The sequence below is a fragment of the Leeuwenhoekiella sp. H156 genome, from assembly GCF_052218455.1.
Classification (GTDB): Bacteria; Bacteroidota; Bacteroidia; order Flavobacteriales; family Flavobacteriaceae; genus Leeuwenhoekiella; species Leeuwenhoekiella parthenopeia.
The window spans coordinates 1,413,759-1,431,924 of the sequence record NZ_CP197499.1 but is presented as its reverse complement, the minus strand read 5'-3'; the positions used below and the strand labels follow the sequence as shown (position 1 = coordinate 1,431,924).

General features: G+C 44.4%; 13 protein-coding genes. All 13 read left to right on the top strand.

Annotated features, from left to right (window positions below):
- Positions 1 to 198 precede the first annotated feature (198 nt).
- The 13 genes from ACSSS3_RS05995 to ACSSS3_RS05935 all read left to right on the top strand — a co-directional run bounded on the left by ACSSS3_RS05995 (position 199) and on the right by ACSSS3_RS05935 (position 17,838).
- Entirely contained in the window at positions 199 to 1,038 is an 840-nt protein-coding gene (locus ACSSS3_RS05995; RefSeq protein ID WP_442846827.1) for an SdiA-regulated domain-containing protein, read from the top strand.
- Positions 1,039 to 1,158: 120 nt separating this feature from the next.
- Positions 1,159 to 1,722, top strand: coding sequence for an RNA polymerase sigma-70 factor (locus tag ACSSS3_RS05990; protein ID WP_442846826.1), 564 nt, complete (start codon positions 1,159 to 1,161; stop codon positions 1,720 to 1,722).
- A 100-nt stretch (positions 1,723 to 1,822) separates the two neighbouring features.
- Positions 1,823 to 2,758: a FecR family protein gene (locus ACSSS3_RS05985; protein ID WP_442846825.1), complete on the top strand. Its 936-nt coding sequence runs from the start codon at positions 1,823 to 1,825 to the stop codon at positions 2,756 to 2,758.
- 81 nt (positions 2,759 to 2,839) lie between these two features.
- Positions 2,840 to 6,340 carry a SusC/RagA family TonB-linked outer membrane protein gene (locus tag ACSSS3_RS05980; protein WP_442846824.1) on the top strand — a complete coding sequence of 1,167 codons (3,501 nt, stop codon included), beginning with the start codon at positions 2,840 to 2,842 and terminating at the stop codon, positions 6,338 to 6,340.
- A gap of 12 nt (positions 6,341 to 6,352) precedes the next feature.
- Positions 6,353 to 7,780, top strand: a complete 1,428-nt coding sequence (locus ACSSS3_RS05975; RefSeq protein WP_442846823.1) for a SusD/RagB family nutrient-binding outer membrane lipoprotein — start codon at positions 6,353 to 6,355, stop codon at positions 7,778 to 7,780.
- Between the two features lie 37 nt (positions 7,781 to 7,817).
- Positions 7,818 to 9,392: a calcineurin-like phosphoesterase C-terminal domain-containing protein gene (locus ACSSS3_RS05970; RefSeq protein WP_442846822.1), complete on the top strand. Its 1,575-nt coding sequence runs from the start codon at positions 7,818 to 7,820 to the stop codon at positions 9,390 to 9,392.
- Positions 9,393 to 9,473: 81 nt separating this feature from the next.
- The gene (locus ACSSS3_RS05965; protein ID WP_442846821.1) at positions 9,474 to 10,397 is read left to right on the top strand and encodes a glycerophosphodiester phosphodiesterase family protein; all 924 of its coding nucleotides are present in this window, start codon (positions 9,474 to 9,476) and stop codon (positions 10,395 to 10,397) included.
- Positions 10,398 to 10,418: 21 nt separating this feature from the next.
- Positions 10,419 to 11,090, top strand: coding sequence for a VOC family protein (locus ACSSS3_RS05960; protein ID WP_442846820.1), 672 nt, complete (start codon positions 10,419 to 10,421; stop codon positions 11,088 to 11,090).
- Positions 11,091 to 11,100: 10 nt separating this feature from the next.
- Positions 11,101 to 11,460 (top strand): VOC family protein, encoded by a 360-nt coding sequence (locus ACSSS3_RS05955; RefSeq protein WP_442846819.1) that lies wholly within the window; start codon positions 11,101 to 11,103, stop codon positions 11,458 to 11,460.
- A gap of 61 nt (positions 11,461 to 11,521) precedes the next feature.
- Positions 11,522 to 11,953: a hypothetical protein gene (locus tag ACSSS3_RS05950; RefSeq protein ID WP_442846818.1), complete on the top strand. Its 432-nt coding sequence runs from the start codon at positions 11,522 to 11,524 to the stop codon at positions 11,951 to 11,953.
- A 286-nt stretch (positions 11,954 to 12,239) separates the two neighbouring features.
- On the top strand, positions 12,240 to 14,462 hold the full coding sequence (locus ACSSS3_RS05945; RefSeq protein ID WP_442846817.1) for a TonB-dependent receptor: 2,223 nt from the start codon (positions 12,240 to 12,242) through the stop codon (positions 14,460 to 14,462).
- 194 nt (positions 14,463 to 14,656) lie between these two features.
- Positions 14,657 to 15,850 (top strand): esterase, encoded by a 1,194-nt coding sequence (locus ACSSS3_RS05940; protein WP_442846816.1) that lies wholly within the window; start codon positions 14,657 to 14,659, stop codon positions 15,848 to 15,850.
- Positions 15,851 to 16,131: 281 nt separating this feature from the next.
- Complete coding sequence (locus ACSSS3_RS05935) at positions 16,132 to 17,838, top strand: GH39 family glycosyl hydrolase (RefSeq protein WP_442846815.1); 1,707 nt, start codon at positions 16,132 to 16,134, stop codon at positions 17,836 to 17,838.
- Positions 17,839 to 18,166 lie beyond the last annotated feature (328 nt).

Genomic DNA, 18,166 nt, shown 5'->3' with positions numbered 1-18,166 from the left:
GTTTGAGTCACTTTGGCGCGGAGTATTAACCATGTTGGGGCCTTAGAGATGCGGTGTGATTCTACGAATAACGGCTTTAGGGCTTTATTTTAAAGAAACTTTAGAGGTTTAGTGCTTCATAGGGCATAGGTTTTGCTCCTTTTATCACCCGTTTATAACGGGATTTCCGGTAAAAGATTCGGACCAAAATAATAAGCTATGAAACGAATACAAGACATTTCAATCTTCATGATACTAATCCTCGCGGGTATCATGCTGTCATTTAAACCTGTAGCCGAAAAGCCGAAGCCCTATGCTATTGTCAAAATCTGGGATTTGCCGGGAGTTTTGGATGAAGTATCCGGTCTAAGCTGGGCGGGAAATGACCAGATTCTGATGGTTGAAGATGAGCACGCGACGCTTTACCTCTATGATTTGGAAGCTGAAAAACTGGAAAAAGAGATTTCTTTTGGCGAAAACGGCGATTTTGAAGGCGTTGCTTTGGACGGAAGCACCGCTTTTGCGATGCGCAGTGACGGCATGCTGTTTGAAATTCAGCAGTATTTAGCCAAAAACCCGAAAGTAAAAAACTACCGGTCTGCACTTTCGCACAAAAACAATGTGGAAACCCTTGCGATAGATAAACAAAATCACCAACTGCTCTTTGCTCCCAAAGACGAAGATCCCAACGATGACCAGGTCAAAGGTATTTACAGTTTTGATCTCGATACCCATAAAATGCAGCCTGAGCAGCTTTTTAAAATTGATATGCTCGACCGCGCGCTCAAAGACTATAAAGAAAAGAAGACCGAACGCACGTTTAGACCTTCAGATTTAGCGGTGCATCCGCAAACCGGAGCTTTTTATGTTTTGGAAGGCGTGCATCCCAAACTGCTTATTTTAAGCACAACAGGTGACATTAAGCGGGTTATTGATCTGGACGAAAAACACTTTCCCCAACCTGAAGGTATAACCTTTAGCCCTGATGGCAGGTTGTTTATTTCTAACGAAGGCCATGGGCAACCGGCAACCGTAGTCGAAATCAGGCTTTCTGAATAAACTTTTAGTGCTTTGTGTTCCTTACAAAACCTTTTCTTAACCAAAACATAAACCCGGAATAAGGCAGGAATAGAGGCTATTTGGTTTATTTGCGAAGTACGTGAGTAAACAAATATCCCTATGAATTATTCAGATCAGGAATTATTGGCGCTTTTAGATAAGCATCAAAAGCTGGGCTTTGATCTGATTTTTGAGCGTTACTGGAAGCGACTCTACCGTTATGCCAATACTATTTATGCTGAGGACCGTATTTGCGAAGACATTGTTCAGGAAGTTTTTATCAGTCTCTGGGAAAAATCAAAAACGCAGAAAATCTTCAACCTCGAGGCCTATTTACTAAGGGCTGTAAAATTTAAAGTTATCAATCACTTGCGGGACTTAAAATTTACCCGTGAGCATCAGGAGGTTTTAAATGAGCTTTGTGTTCCTGCAAAGGCAGATCAGTTTCTGGTTTGCGATGATGTAGAAGCTTTAATTCATTATGAGATTGATAAACTTCCGCCTAAATGCAAAAGGGTGTTTGTTTTGAGCCGCTTTGAGGATGTGCCCAATGCAGAAATTGCACAGCAACTCAATATTTCTATACGCACGGTTGAGAAACACATTAGCGATGCCTTAAAACACCTTAGAACTTCGCTCCCGGTAGGTGAATTGTCCCTGATTATTACCTTATTGTTTCAATAATGTAAACACTATTTGCCGTATTTAAACAAATCATTAAATGCGCAAAATGCGCTACGTGTAAACCCGGCTTTCTGTGACTTACCTGTAAAAGGGTTCAATTTTGACACAGAAAGAATTTCAGAAATTACTGGAAAAACAACGGCAGGGATCACTCAACAAAGCCGAAGAAAACCTGCTTGAAGAATTTGTAAACAGACTTCAGCAAAACCAGAAGCACAGACGTATTGATCCGGGCGATGATCACAAAAAGCGTATTCGTAAAAAAATTGATCAGGCTATTGATGCGCATACGCCTCAACGGCGTCTGGTGAATAGCAAGGTGCTTGCCTATGTTTCGGGTTTAGCCGCTGTGCTTTGTATAAGCTTTTTTGCCTTCCGGTATTTTTCAGTTGAATATATAAGTGTTGCCACAGGCAAGGGCGAACAGCGCAGTCTGGTTATGAGTGACGGTTCAAAAATTTGGTTAAATGCCAATTCCAGCCTTACCTATCCTGAAAATTTTAATGAAAACCGAAACCTTCAATTAACCGGTGAAGCCTTTTTTGAAGTCTTCCGTGACGAGCAGCACCCCTTTACTATTAAAACCGGAGCGGTGCGAACCACCGTATTGGGAACCAGCTTTAACATCAACTCTTATGACCCGGCCAGTCCCGTGGTCAGCGTCCGCAGTGGAAAGGTTAAGGTAGAGCATACAAACACCGGCGAGAAAGTGTATCTGGTTAAAAATCAGGAGCTGGTTTTTGAAAATGCAAATAGTCCGGTGACAACTACCGGAAATCTTCAGGATACCATGCTGTGGATGCAAAAAACGATTGTTTTAAACAATACAAGTCTGCTCAAAACAGCCACTGTTTTAGAAAACTGGTATGACGTAACGATTGATTTTGCCGATCCTTCAATAAAGGAGCTCCGCATAACAGGGAAATTTCACGATGAACCTTTAGAAACGGTCCTTCAAAGTATAGCGCTTATAAATCACTTGAAAATAGATACCCTCTCTCAAAACCACTTTATGATTCGAAAAAACGCCCCTTAAAACAAAAGAGACCCACTTCTGCTGCAACACAAGTGGGCCGGAATAAATAAGACTACAACTGAAATTATAGCCATTATCAACATGAAAACTAAACTACAAATTTTACAAACGTTTACCCTTTGGAAATTGAGGTATTTGATGCTCGTCCTTATTTCCATAGTGACTTTACAGGCTTCGGCCAACCCTAATCAAAATCTGAAATCTGTATATGTAACCACAAGTTTTAAGGATACGCAACTGGCCGATGTTTTTGCCAATCTTGAAAAGCAAACCAAATTCACCTTTGTTTTTGACAGCAAACTTCTAGCGACTACCAAAGCGGTAAATCTTAATGTACGTAACGAAAGCCTTGACCTTGTTCTCAACAAGATCGCTGCACAGACCCGTCTTTCTTTCACCCAGATTAATAACACCATTACGGTAGTACGTAACGAAATCCAGCAGCAAATTAAAGGGCGGGTTTTTGATAAGGATGGTCTTCCGCTACCCGGTGCTACGGTAAAAATTCAGGGTTCATCAACCGGAGTGACCACAGATTTTGATGGGGTATTTACCATCAATGCGGGCAGTGCGGTAGTTCTGGAAGTTTCTTATCTGGGCTTTACCACAAAAACTGTAAATGCATCACCGGGAGAAGACCTCAGCATTACACTGGAAGAAAATGTGAATGCCTTAAACGAGGTGGTAGTGACCGCTCTGGGGATTAAGCGGGAAGAGAAAAAACTGGGTTACGCCCAGCAGACCGTATCTTCCGAAGAGCTTTTAAATGCCCGTCCCAATAACTGGTCTGAAGCCTTACGCGGTAAAGTACCGGGGCTTACCATTAATGGCTTGGGAGGTCCCATTGGTTCCCAGCAAATAATACTGAGAGGTAACAGCTCACTTGATCCCGGTAATAACGGGGCACTTATCGTTATTGACGGCATCCCTGTTCAAAATGAATTTCCGGGTTCAGGTGCATCTAATGCCTATATGGGAGGTGCTTCCAGTACAGACACGCCGGTAGATTTTGGTAATGCCATAGCCAATTTAAATCCAGAGGATATTGAGAGTATTTCAGTATTAAAAGGTCCTGCGGCATCTGCACTTTATGGATATCAGGCAGCTAACGGTGCTATTTTGATTACGACCAAAAAAGGCCAAAAGCAGACCGGTCTGGGGGTTACGATTACTTCAAACGCTAAGATGGATGTCATTACCCGCTGGCCAGACTGGCAATACGAGTACGGTCAGGGTAGTGGCAGGGGCAGTTACTTAAAGCCTGCCACAGATTCTGAAGGCAACCCGGTAGCTTACGAAGACCGGTTGTATTATACCTATGGCGCTTCAGAAGACGGTAGGAGCACTGCCGGAAGCAGCAGCGCCTTCGGACCTCGTTTTAACGGGCAGTTTTATTTTCAGTACGATCCGGAGCTTGAAGGACAATCGGCAGAACGCCAGCCTTGGAGACCTTATAAAGACAATCGCAAAGGTTTTTGGCGTAAAGGACTTACGCTCACAAACAACATCGCTCTTCAGGGTGGAAGCGAAAAAGGATCGATGCGTGCTTCGGTTACTCACACCAAGAATGAGTGGATTATGCCAAACACCGGTTTTGAGCAAATGTCCCTTTCTGTTAATGCCAAACATCAGATATCTAAAAGAATAAACCTGTCGTCTATCGTAAACTATTCCAAAAGAATGAGTGATAACCTGCCGGGTCAGGGTTACAACAACCACTCCATCGCTTATTTTATGATTTTTCAAAACCCCAATGTGGACCTCGACTGGTACCGTCCTATCTGGAAAGAGGGGCAGGAACAGATAGATATGATACGCCCGTATAGCAGTTTTATTGACAATCCCTATGCGATGGCTTACGAAATTGAGAACAGCCTCAATCAACATGCGATAACCGGTAATTTTCAGATAGATATCGAGTTGCATACCAACCTGAGCCTGATGCTTCGCGGGGCGCTGAATATGTACAACAAAAATATGGATCAGCGCAGACCCTATGACATCAACCGGTATGCACGGGGTTATTACCGCAAGACCAATGTGTTTAAAAATGAAATCAATACCGATTTCCTGTTAACCTACACCAATAAATTCGGGGATCTCGACCTTACTGCAAATGTGGGCGGAAACAGTCTGGATTACGAATATTTAAGACAGGATTCCTGGACTGAAGGTCTCGAGATTCCCGGGGTGTATAACCTGGTAAACGGCTCTCAGCTTTTTACCAGCAAGTTTGAAGGCTATAATAAGGTAAACAGTCTGTACAGTCTGGTTTCTCTGGGACTTAAAGATTTCTTATTTGTAGACTTAACCGGGCGTAACGACTGGAACAGTATGCTTCCTAAACAGAATATGTCTTACTTCTTTCCTTCAGCAAGTGCGTCGTTTGTGGTAAGCGAACTTGCAGATTTGCCTAAATCTATAGATTTTCTCAAGCTTAGAGGTTCTGTGGCGCAGGTAGGAGGTGCAGGACAGTATGATAACCGCTATAGTACCAGCAAGTACTTTAGCCGTAGTGACTTCCCCGGTTCGGCGGTTTCACCACATTCGCTTTACAATACCGATTTTAAACCGGAAATCACAACCAGTACCGAACTGGGATTTGATTTACGCATGTTTAAAAGCAGGTTGAAACTGGATGCCGCTGTTTATCAAACCACCTCAAAAAATCAGATTTTCAGCTCGCCGTTACCCAACTCTTCAGGGTACAGCAGCGCTTTAATCAACGCCGGTTCTGTGCGTAACCGCGGGATTGAGCTGTTACTTAATGCTAAAGTGATAAACACACCGTCTTTCAGCTGGAATAGCACACTCAACTGGTCTAAAAATGAAGGGAAGGTATTGTCGCTTCACGAAAATGCCGAAGAAGGCAGGTTTGAGATGTTGAGTTCATCTGGGGCACGTCTGGTGGCTGTTGAAGGAGGTTCACCTGCAGCGCTTTTTGGCAGAGGATATGAAAGAAATCCACAGGGCGAAATCATTTTTGATGCGGATGGATTCCCGCTTATGACTGATGATATCATTTTTATAGGCGACACCCAACCCAAGTGGGTAGCGGGCTTTATCAACTCGTTTCAGTATAAAAATTTACGGTTAAATGTAGTTGTTGATGGTAAGTATGGCGGGGTGATTTACTCGCATACGCATCACAAACTTACCCAGCAGGGTAAATTGAAGCATACCCTCATCGGTCGTGAAGAAGGGGTACGTGTGGGTGAAGGTGTGGTTCTAAATGAAGATGGCACGTATAGTCCCAATACCATAGCAATCCCAATTGCAGATTATTATAATGAGATGTATCCCCTGGACAATACCGAAGCCAATTCATTTGATGCTTCGTTTGTAAAACTGCGCGAGGTTACTCTGGAGTATAACTTCAGTAAAAAATTGCTGGCCGGTACTTTTTTAAGTGAAGCGGCAGTGTCGCTGTATGGTAGAAACCTGGCAGTGATTTCAGAATTCCCCATCTATGATCCTGAAGTGGCGGGGCTTGCCGGTGGCACCAATTTTCATCCCGGTGCTGAAGTAGGGCAGATGCCATCGCCTTCAGAATTTGGTATTAATGTTAAAGTAGGCTTTTAAATAAATACAGATATGAAAACTTTAAAATTCTTAATAACCGGATTTTTAGTGTGTGTGCTTTCTTCCTGTTCAACCAACTTTGAAGAGATAAACACAGACCCTAACAATCTCGAAGAAATAACCGCAGGAAGTGCCCTCAACCCCATCCTGTATGAGTTGACTACACATAACGCGCTGCAACATCGCAATATAGGTGCGCAGCTTATGCAGATGTTTATCCCAAATGAGGATAATACCAACGCGGTTTTTTACTACGATTTTGTACAGAATATTGGAGGATCTACCTGGAATACCTACTATTCTGAGCTCACGAATATCAAAGAGATGGAGAAGGCAGCTGTGCGTGATGAGCTGCCTAATTACGAGGCAATTGCGCTTACACTAAAGGCCTATGCTTTTTCGATACTTACAGATTGTTTTGGAGATGTACCTATGCTTGAAGCCGGTAGTGCCGAAGAGGGAGTCTGGTTTCCCGAATTTACAGAGCAGGAAACGATTTATACCCAAATCCTGGAAGATCTGGAACGTGCAAACAGTTTATACGATACCGATCAGGCAATGCCCTATGTGAGTGATATTCTGTTTCAGAATGATGTGGCCAAATGGCAAAAGTTTACCAACTCACTGCATATGCGTTTGCTTTTGCGTACTGCAAATCGCAATGCATCAGCTTATACTGAGTTGGCTGCTATAGCAAATAACCCGGCGACCTACCCTGTTTTTACCAGCAATGACGATCACGCAGTTTTAAAAATTTCCGGGGAAGCCCCCTTGCTTTCACCATGGAGCAGACCTCAGGATTTCAATACGTTTAGGGTGTATAACGCCTTTTTTATTGACCACCTTAAAGAATTTGAAGATCCCAGACTTCCGGTTTTTGCAACCGAAGCGATGGGACTCAACAATGAGCGCTATGGGTATATTGGTTTGCCTATAGATTATAGAAATGATCCGGTCGCAGATTCAATTGCTACGGTTTCAGGACCCAGGCAACAGCTGGCAATCGCACCGCTTAGTGTACCCTTAATGAGCTACGCGGAAGTAGAATTTATAAAAGCAGAGCTTGCGCAGCGCGGACTTATCACCGACGCGCAGGAACACTATGAAAAAGGGGTGGAAGCAGCCTTAACAATGTGGAGTGTTTCCGTACCTGCCAACTACTTTGATAATACCGCTACTGCTTATGATGGGACACTTGAGCGTATCATGCTTCAGAAATACTTCGCCTTATTTTTTACCGATTATCAGGCGTGGTTTGAACATCGCAGAACAGGATTGCCTCAATTGCCTGTATCTTCAGATATGAAAAACAATCAGGAGATGCCTTCGCGCTTGTACTATCCTATTGATGAAGCAGACCGCAACAATCAAAATTATAAAGCGGCTGTTGAACGTATGGGAGGAGATGAGATTAACATCAAAGTCTGGTGGGATAAATAAGCCAATCACTTTTGTAAAACCGAATTAAAACAACATTATGAAAACAATAAAATGGGCAGTCCTGAGCTGTATGCTTTCGCTGGCCGTAAACGCACAGCAAAAAGCAACCGGTTATGTCTTTGAAGATGAAAACAGAAACGGAAAGAAAGACCGTAACGAGAAAGGTATTGCCGGGGTGTCGGTTACTAATGGGGAAGATGTAATCGCCACCGATGCCAAAGGTGGCTACGAGCTTTCTTTAAAAGAAGGGCAATCGCTTGCGGTCATAAAGCCTGCGGGTTACAGTCTGCCGGTTAATGCGCAAAACCTGCCTCAGTTTTACTACAGTTACCGGCCTGAAGGTTCCCCGAAGTCTGACTTTAAAGGCATCGCACCTACCGGGAAATTACCAAAATCGGTAGACTTTGCGCTGTTGCCTGCTCAGGAAGAAGACCGCTTTACCGCGTTGATCTTTGGCGATCCTCAGCCGTATACCGAGCAGGAAGTAGCGTATTTTGCCAAAGGCATTGTGGCCGAGGTTGAAGGAATACAAGATGTAGTCTTTGGGCTAAGTCTGGGCGATCTGGTGGGTAATGACCTTGATCTGTTTAGCCCTTATATCACAGCTGTACAGCGCGTAGGAATCCCCTGGTTTAACCTGATGGGCAATCACGATATGAATTTTGACGCACCCAGCGATGACCTTTCCGATGAAACGTATGAGTCTTATTTTGGCCCTGCCAACTATGCTTTTAACTACGGTAAGGTGCATTTTCTGGTTCTTGATGATATTTTGTATCCCGATCCCAGGGAAGGTAAAGGCTATTGGGGAGGTTTCCGTGAAGATCAGTTACGGTTTATAGAAAACGACCTGGCTCTGGTACCTAAAGATCATTTAGTTGTGGTAGCTTTTCATATTCCGCTTAGCGAACCCGAAGGAGACCCGTTTAGGGATGCAGATCGCGAGCGTTTGTTTAAAGCGCTTCAGCCTTTTGAAAATACCCTTTCGCTTTCAGCCCACACCCACATTCAACGCCAGGATTATTTTACGGAAGCACAGGGCTGGCAGGGTAAAAAACCGCATCACGAGTATAATGTAGGCACCACTTCGGGCGACTGGTATTCGGGTACATTTAATGAGCAGGGTGTACCTGTTTCGACCATGCGTGATGGTACGCCCAAGGGATATGCGTTTATTCATTTCGACGGAAATACCTATAAAACCGATTATAAAGTAGCAGGTAAACCGGCAGCCTATCAAATGGAAATTTTTGCACCTAAGGTCCTGGCGCAGGGTAAGGGTACTAAAGCGGGTATCTATACCAACTTTTTTATGGGAGCTGAAGGCGATACGGTTGAGTACCGCGTTGATGCGGGCGAATGGAAACCGATGGATTATATCAATGAGCAGGATCCTTCGTACGAAGCCACCATTTATGAGTGGGATACCGCTGAGGTTTTGATGGCCGGGAAGCGCGGCAGCAACCCCGTTAAAAGCACGCACCTCTGGTGGGGTAAGATTCCCACAAAGCTAGATTTGGGCACGCATACTATTGAAGTAAAAGCAACAGACCGGTATGGCAAAATCCATCTGGGTACGGCCTCCTATCGTCTGGAAGAACCTGTTAAGTAAATGCTTGTTTGTCAAGCCTGCTTTTTCTGAGGATTCAGATGGGCAGGCTTTTTTTATTTTTACAAAACCAATAATAAGAATATGAAGACTAAATTTATACAGGCAATTCTGCTAATAAGTGTTTTGGCAGGATGCAAATCGAATACCGAAGAGTCTCAGGAACCCACTATGAATACAAAATCTGAAATACAGGTACAGGGCCATCGCGGCGAGCGGGGCAACCTGCCCGAAAACTCCATTCCCGCATTTATAAGTGCACTCAAAAAGGGCGTTGACGTGCTGGAGCTCGATGTGGTGATTTCAAAAGACAGTCAGGTCGTGGTAAGTCACGAGCCCTGGATGCTGGCCTTGTATATGACCGCACCAAACGGTGACTCGATTCCGCAGGATAAAGAAAAAGAATACAATCTGTACCAAATGGATTACGCCGAAATCAAACAATATGACGGTGGTTCAAAAGGGAATGTACGCTTTCCGCAGCAGCAAAAGCTAAAAACCTACAAACCCCTGCTCAGCGAAGTTATTGATACGGTTGAAGCAACGATCAAAGCGGAAGGTTTAAAGCCTGTGAAGTATAATATCGAAATCAAATCGGTGCCTGAGGAATACGACGTTTTTCAACCGCAACCCGAAGCTTTTGTAGATTTGGTTATGGGAGTCATTCAGGAAAAGCAGATGGAAAACCGTGTAAACCTTCAATCTTTTGACCCGGCGATTCTGGAGGCAGTACATACCAAGTATCCGGAAATTGAGCTGGCCTTTTTAGTAGGCGAAAACACCTATGAGGAGAACAAAAACATCCTGAGTTTTAAGCCTGAAATTTACAGTCCGCACTACAAACTGCTTGATTCAACCGAAGTTTCGGCAATCAGAAAAGACGGCTTAAAAATAATTCCCTGGACGGTCAACGAACCCGAAGCGATCAAAGAAGTCATTGCGCTCAAGGTAGACGGCATTATCACCGATTATCCGGAGCGGGTTATTGAAGCCCTGAAAAAAGAGTAGCTTTACCTAAACTTTTGGCTAGTGAAGATTCGGAGACTGAAAATCTATACGGCTCGACCAGCGGAACAGCGTCAGTTTTATGAAGAAACCTTAGGTCTCCAGGTTTCTGAGAAAGACGCAAAAAGCTTCTCGGTTAAACTGGGTAAATCGATACTGACTTTGGAGGAACGCCAGACCGCCACACCTTATCATTTTGCGATCACAATCCCGGCAGGGAAAGAACAGGAAGCGCTTAGCTGGTTGAAGCAAAGGGTTGAGGTTTTAAGGAATGGCGAAAAGGGAATTCAATATTTTGAGAACTGGGATGCACGGGCCATCTACTTTTACGACGCAGATCACAATATTGTGGAGTTTATCGCCCGAAATACCCTGAATAACCAAACTTCAGACGCCTTTAGCAAAGCACAACTGCTTGAAATTTCAGAAATAGGTTTGCCTACTGATGCTATTGAACAACGCTTTATTACGCTTAACAAGACGCTGGGACTTGAAGTCTACGATGGCAGCTTTGAACGTTTTTGTGCCGTGGGTGATGCAAACGGATTGATTATTCTTATCGACAAAAATTCCAGAAAATGGTTTCCTACCAATGACACGGCTTATCCTTCAGATTTTGAATTGGATACGGTTGTTGAAGGCGTTGAATTCCGTATTATCTTTAGAAATGAACTTTTAAAAATTGAGCACCTGTAATTCGGTTTCTATGCATATCAAATCCATCCGCCCGTTTTTAGGGGCTAAAGATTTCAATACTTCCTGTGCTTTTTACCGGGATCTGGGTTTTGAAGAAGTAGTGCTTCCGCCCAAAATGGCCTTGTTTAAAATGGGAGATTTCGGTTTTTACCTGCAGGACGCCTACGTCAAAGATTGGGTAGATAACACCATGGTTTTTTTGGAAGTGGAAAACGTGCAGCAGCATTTAGATCACATCAAAAGCCTTCAGCTTCCCGAAAAATACGCCGGAGTTCGCGTTTCAGAACTGGTGCATCAGCAGTGGGGAAGCGAGTTTTTTGTACACGATCCTTCCGGAATCCTTTGGCACATAGGCTCCTTTAAAAAATAGCCCAAAACAGTCACCTATTTCAGTCAGCCGCTGTAGTTTTGCGAAATCTAAGCAAAGACCTATGGGGCTTACTCGGTTTAAATCAATATTAGCAGCGGCCGGTGCGGCTTGGCTTTCCTTGATTTATATCCTGGCTCCGGTGCAACAGCATGTTTTAGAATGGGCGCACCAGTGGGAACACGAGTTCTACCACATCACCTCTAGCTCCCACGAGCACGGTTTTTTATCGGCAGATCAACTCCTAGCCGAAGCCGGTCATGACCACCGCACTTTAGAATACATCAAGCAGGTTTTGGAACCTTTTGAAGACGACCTTCAAAAGGAGCAGGATAAAAAGACCGTCTCGTTTAAGCTGGACAAACACCTGCAAGCTGAAAAAGCCCATCCGGCTTTTGCTCCACAAATAATCATTTCCAAAGCGAAATATTCTTTTTTCCTTCATGAACAAAAGTTACTCGCATTGCGTATTCCGGTTCCCCCGCCTCAGGTATAAGTTTGTTTTAATGGCCCCGCCAAAGGGTAAACTACCCCAAGGTAGTTTACTCACGAGCTTGTCTAAAAAGTTGTTCTGTATTGGATTGTCAGTCTGAGCCTGTCGAAGACTATTTGGTTATCAGTATTTTAAAAACTTCGATCCGAGAAACATCGGGGCAGTTCAACAACTCAGGATTATTTTTTAGACAGCCTCATCTATCCTGCTGTGCCGGCTTCATGCAAAACGTCCAGACGTTTTCGCGTGCCCGCGCCAGTACATTCTTTTATTATTCTTAAACACACTTATGAAATATCATATAATCGTGTTTCTGTTGGTTTGCGCGCAATTAAGTGCCCAAAACCTTACAGGAACTGTGACCAACGAGGCCGGAAAACCTCTTGAAAATATCAATATTTACAACCTTACCAGCGGGAAGCATACCCACACCAATGCAAAAGGAGTCTTTAATCTGCCGGGCGTAAAGCTTCGGGATTCGATTGCTTTTTCGCGACTGGGTTTTAGTACGCTTACCCGCAGCGTTGACGCATCTTGGCTTAATGCACCCATACAAATCGCCCTGATTGAAAGCAGTACCTCTTTAGACCAGGTGGTGCTTTCTTCAGAAGTCAATAGCCTGAGTCAGGTGGTAGCCGTAGACCTGCGGCTGAATCCTGTAAAATCTTCGCAGGAAATCCTGCGTAAAGTCCCCGGACTTTTTATCGGTCAGCATGCCGGGGGAGGTAAAGCCGAACAGATTTTTCTAAGGGGCTTTGATGTAGATCACGGTACCGATGTGGCCATCAGCGTCGATGGCATGCCCGTAAATATGGTGTCTCACGCCCACGGGCAGGGCTACGCCGATTTACACTTTGTGATTCCAGAAACTATTGAAAACATCGATTTTGGCAAAGGAGCCTATTATGCCGATAAAGGAAATTTCAACACCGCCGGTTACGTAGACCTGCGTTTAAAAGAAAGCCTGGATGCCAGCAGCATTTCGCTGGAAGCAGGTCAGTTCAACACCTCGCGGCTTACAGGTATGTTTAACCTGACAGATGACGACAGGCATTCCGCTTATGTGGCCTCTGAAATGTATCTAACCGATGGTCCTTTTGACAGTCCGCAGAATTTCAACCGTTTTAACGTATTGGGAAGGTATACCTACACCAATCTAAATGCCGATAAAATCACGCTGACGGCTTCGCATTTTCAAAGCAAGTGGGATGCTTCCGGTCAAATTCCACAGCGCGCCGTAGATCAGGGATTAATAGGGCGCTTCGGGGCAATTGACGATACCGAGGGCGGACAGACCAGCCGCACCAATCTCAGCCTTCAGCACCTTAAAAATTTGGAACACGATGCCGTGCTAAAAACCAATGCCTATGTGGCCCACTACGATTTTGAACTGTATTCCAATTTCACCTTCTTTTTGGAAGATCCCGTAAATGGCGATCAGATCAAACAGCAGGAAGATCGCTTTTTGGCCGGTTTGCAAAGCGTGTATTCGCGTCATTATCTGCCGTTGGGAGAAGGTACTTTTAACTACGATTCCGGTGTGGGTTTTAGATACGACAATGTAGATGAGGTGAGTTTATCGCGAACGCTTAACCGACAGACCATTCTGGAGCGTCTTGCTCTGGGCGATGTAGACGAGCTCAATGCTTTTGGTTTTATCAATACCGAATTCAAAACAGGTAAGTTCAGCTTCAAGCCTGCCGTGCGTCTGGATTATTTCAAGTTTGATTACTACAATAAGCTTACTGAAACCTATGACAATCAAAGCGAATCTAAAATAGCTTTCAGCCCCAAGTTCAACACTTTTTTTTCGGCTTCTAAGAACTGGCAGCTGTTTCTGAAGACAGGAATTGGTTTTCATTCTAATGACAGTCGCGTGGTAATAGCCAATAACGGGGAAGAAATTCTTCCGGCGGCTTACAATCTGGACCTGGGAACGCTGGTAAAGCCTATAGACAGGTTAGCATTAAATGCCACGTTATGGACGCTTTTTCTGGATCAGGAATTTGTATATGTAGGCGATGCCGGAATTGTAGAGCCCAGCGGAAAGACCCGCAGAATGGGCCTTGAAGTGGGTGCGCGCTATCAGGTGCTCGACTGGTTGTACCTCTACAGCGATGCCAATTATACCTACGCCCGAAGCACCGAAGAGCCGGATGGGGAAGATTATATTCCGCTGGCGCCAAAGTTTACCTCAGCCGGTGGATTGAGTGTTGATAATCTTTCTGGGTTTTCGGGGTCTTTGGGCTACCGATGGCTGGGCGATCGCGCTGCTAACGAGGACAATTCCATCGTAGCCGAAGGCTATTTTGTGACCGACTTCAACCTGAATTATTCCATTAAAAACTGGACGCTAGGAATCATTGTAGAAAACCTGTTTGACGTAGACTGGAATGAAACCCAATTTGCCACCGAAAGCCGACTCTTTAACGAACCCGCCCCGGTAGAGGAAATTCATTTTACGCCGGGAACTCCGTTTTACCTCAGAGGGAAGCTTACTTATACGTTTTAAGCTGAACGATCAGGCGATTTTAGTTTAGGAATCCGGCAACAGCGATTAAGTTGTTGCCGGATTTTTTTAAGCCTTTTAAACCGTTTTTAGCCACAAGATTTTTGACAATTGTCAATTTAAGAGCTTTATCAAATGTGTACCTTTAACCTTACGGGCGAAAAGCCTCTTCATATTTAAAAATAAATTTACTTACAATGAAAAACTATATCGTTCTCGTATTCGCGCTTAGCTTCGGGATTTTATCAGCACAGGAATCCCTGTTCAATGGGCAACAGGTGAGTTCGCCCGAAATTCACCCTGACAAATCCGTTACTTTTCGCCTCAATGCTCCACAGGCAGATTCGGTTTACGTAACCGGCGATTTTCTGCCCAGCGTAAAAGTTCAAAGTCCGTATGGCGAAATGGACGGCCCCGGTAAAGCTTTATTAACCAAAGATGAAAAAGGAGTATGGACCTATACCACAGAAGCCCTGGCTCCCGAATTGTACAATTACGCCTTTATCATAGACGGTTTTAAAACCACCGATCCGGCCAATCCGTTTTTGATTCGGGATGTGGCTTCGGTGATGAATATTTTTATCGTTCCCGGAGAGCAGGCCGATTTGTACCGCGTGCAGGATGTGCCGCACGGTACCGTTGCCAGCCGCTGGTATGATTCAGAAGGTTTGGGGATGGATCGTAAAATAAGCATTTACACCCCGCCGGGATATGAGCAGGAAACCAAAAAATACCCTGTGCTGTACCTTTTACACGGCGCGGGTGGTGATGAAGAAGCCTGGTTGACTTTGGGACGTACTTCACAAATTATGGACAACCTGATCGCGCAGGGCAAAGCCCAACCTATGCTTGTAGTGATGCCTAATGGAAATGTGATTCAGGATGCCGCACCGGGAGCAGGTAGCGCCGGGTATTACACGCCAAATTTTATGGTGCCCAAAACGATGAACGGGATGTATGAAGCCAATTTTGACGAAATTATCCGTTTTGTTGAAGACAACTACCGCATGAAGGCCAATAAGGAAAACCGGGCAATCGCCGGACTCTCGATGGGAGGCTATCACGCTTTGCACATTTCGCGCTACTACCCCGATACCTTTGATTACGTAGGTTTGTTTTCGGCGGCGATTATGGCAAGAGGCGATGAAAGCGGGGAAGGTGTGTATTCTAACTTCGAGGAAACCTTAAAAAACCAGATGGATAATGGCTACGAACTCTATTGGATCGGAATCGGCAAAACCGATTTTCTTTACGAAGCCAACAAAGAATACCGTGCCATGCTGGACGAGATGGGAATGCCCTACGAATATGTAGAAACCGAAGGCGGCCATATCTGGAGAAACTGGCGTATTTATCTTTCAGACTTCGTACCGCTGTTGTTTCAGGAATAAGATTTAAAGTTTAAGGTTCAAAATTCAAGGTTGGGTTTTGAACCTTAATTTTTTGAAGCGTAAATACTTTTTCAGCTCAAGAATTGAGCTTGAATAGTTGGACCTGGATCTTTTGTTAAGTGAGATTTAAGCTCCTTCCCTTTGAAGGGAAGGCCGGGATGGGATGTTGTCAACAAACCCTGTTAATCACATCCGGTGAAAACCAGACAGGGAAATCGTTTTTGATAAGTGTACTTTAAACATTTTAACGTAACTTATTGAGCTCAATTCCTTTTACTCTTATGAAACGATTTACAGCTTCTTTTTTATCGGTTTTGGTACTGATGCTTTTAAGCGCTAGCGTATTTGCGCAGTACGATAACGTGCAGCCCGTTGAAATGACGGTTAATTTAACTCACGAAGACGGTCAGTTACAGCCCATCTGGGCCTGGTGGGGCTATGATGAGCCCAACTATACCTACATGAAAGACGGTAAAAAGTTAATCAGGGAAATCTCTGAACTGAGTCCGGTACCTGTGTTTTTTAGGGCACACAGCCTGCTGGTTACCGGTGACGGCGAAGCAGCGCTTAAATGGGGTTCAACCAATGCCTATACCGAAGATGAAAACGGAAACCCCATCTACGACTGGACTATAATCGATAAAATTTTTGATACGTATATCGATTTAGGAATGAAACCGCTGGCGCAAATTGGTTTTATGCCCGAAGCTTTATCGTCTAAACCCCAACCTTACCGGCACTATTGGAAACCCGGTGCTCAATACGATGAAATTTTTACAGGTTGGGCATACCCGCCTAAGGATTACGACAAGTGGGCAGAACTGGTTTATCAGTGGGTTAAACATTCGGTTGATCGCTACGGAAAAGAGGAGGTCGAAAGCTGGTACTGGGAACTGTGGAATGAACCCAACATCGGCTACTGGCGCGGTACGACTGAAGAATACATCAAACTGTACGACTATACGGCTGATGCGGTGAAGCGTGCGTTGCCTACAGCGAAAATAGGCGGCCCCGAAACAACCGGGCCGGGCTGGGACAAAGCCGAAGCCTTTCTGCGTACCTTTTTAGATCACGTGGTTTCCGGAAAAAACTATGCGACCGGTGAAACCGGTGCTCCGCTTGATTTTATTACGTTTCACGCCAAGGGAAGCCCCAAACTGGTTGACGGAACGGTCGTGATGAATATGGGCGCACAGCTTAACGACATCCGTAAGGGTTTTGAAGTGGTAGCTTCCTATCCCGATTTGCGGTATTTGCCGGTGATTATTGGCGAGTCTGATCCCGAAGGTTGTGCCGCCTGCTCTGAGGACGATTATCCCGAAAATGCCTATCGCAACGGCACCATGTACAGCAGTTATACCGCTGCTTCTTTTGCCCGAAAGTACGATTTGGCCAAAGCCTACGATATCAATCTGGCCGGTGCGGTGACCTGGGGTTTTGAGTTTGAAAATCAGCCATGGTATGCCGGATTTCGGGATATGGCCACAAACGGAGTCGATAAACCGGTGCTTAATGTATTCCGCATGTTTGGGATGATGGAGTTTAACCGCCTTAAGGTGGAAGGCGATTTGGATTACGATTATAAAAAAATAAGCGACGCCAGCGTGCGCGATAATCCCGATGTGAATGCTTTAGCTTCTCACGGGGAGGATGCCGTCACCGTCATGATTTTTAATTATCATGACCGGAATGATATTCAGGTAAAACCTACACCTGTAACCTTGAATCTGGAGGCTTTACCTTCCAATAAAGTTTTGGTTTCCCAGTATCGGGTTGATGAGCAGTTCAGCAATTCGTACACAGCATACAAAGCTATGGGATCTCCGCAGAACCCAACTCCCGAACAAATAGACCAACTGGAGCAGGCCGGTCAGTTACAGCTTTTCACTTCTCCACAGTATATGGATGTGAAAGGGGGGAAACTGACCCTAAATCTGGATCTACCCAGACAGGGTGTGGCTTTATTTAAAGTGGAGTTTGAGAATTAACTTATTTTGTTCACTTCTCGAAAGAAAACCAAAGCTAAAGAACAGGTTTATAGCCTTGAATTGTTTTTTAGATTTTAGAAAACGGCGTATAGAAAAGGACTCGTAAAATTTGAAATGAGATCTTCGTAAAATTTCCTTCTGTTTGACCCGCAGGGGAGTTAAGGAAATTTAGAAGTCGAATGATAAATTTAGAGTCGTTTTCTTAAGCCTAGACTTTTTTGATTCTTTTTTGGGCGATGCAAAAAAGAATAGGATTTTATTTAAAATAGAAATTAAAATAATCCTGTTAGGAGATTAACAAGTACAGTTGTTTTTGACCTGGAAACTT

Bases quoted from the DNA above. Each gene is read 5' to 3' on its own strand.
- ACSSS3_RS05995 (WP_442846827.1), top strand. From the start codon at position 199: ATGAAACGAATACAAGACATTTCAATCTTCATGATACTAATCCTCGCG.
- ACSSS3_RS05990 (WP_442846826.1), top strand. From the start codon at position 1,159: ATGAATTATTCAGATCAGGAATTATTGGCGCTTTTAGATAAGCATCAA.
- ACSSS3_RS05980 (WP_442846824.1), top strand. From the start codon at position 2,840: ATGAAAACTAAACTACAAATTTTACAAACGTTTACCCTTTGGAAATTG.
- ACSSS3_RS05975 (WP_442846823.1), top strand. From the start codon at position 6,353: ATGAAAACTTTAAAATTCTTAATAACCGGATTTTTAGTGTGTGTGCTT.
- ACSSS3_RS05970 (WP_442846822.1), top strand. From the start codon at position 7,818: ATGAAAACAATAAAATGGGCAGTCCTGAGCTGTATGCTTTCGCTGGCC.
- ACSSS3_RS05965 (WP_442846821.1), top strand. From the start codon at position 9,474: ATGAAGACTAAATTTATACAGGCAATTCTGCTAATAAGTGTTTTGGCA.
- ACSSS3_RS05955 (WP_442846819.1), top strand. From the start codon at position 11,101: ATGCATATCAAATCCATCCGCCCGTTTTTAGGGGCTAAAGATTTCAAT.
- ACSSS3_RS05950 (WP_442846818.1), top strand. From the start codon at position 11,522: ATGGGGCTTACTCGGTTTAAATCAATATTAGCAGCGGCCGGTGCGGCT.
- ACSSS3_RS05945 (WP_442846817.1), top strand. From the start codon at position 12,240: ATGAAATATCATATAATCGTGTTTCTGTTGGTTTGCGCGCAATTAAGT.
- ACSSS3_RS05940 (WP_442846816.1), top strand. From the start codon at position 14,657: ATGAAAAACTATATCGTTCTCGTATTCGCGCTTAGCTTCGGGATTTTA.
- ACSSS3_RS05935 (WP_442846815.1), top strand. From the start codon at position 16,132: ATGAAACGATTTACAGCTTCTTTTTTATCGGTTTTGGTACTGATGCTT.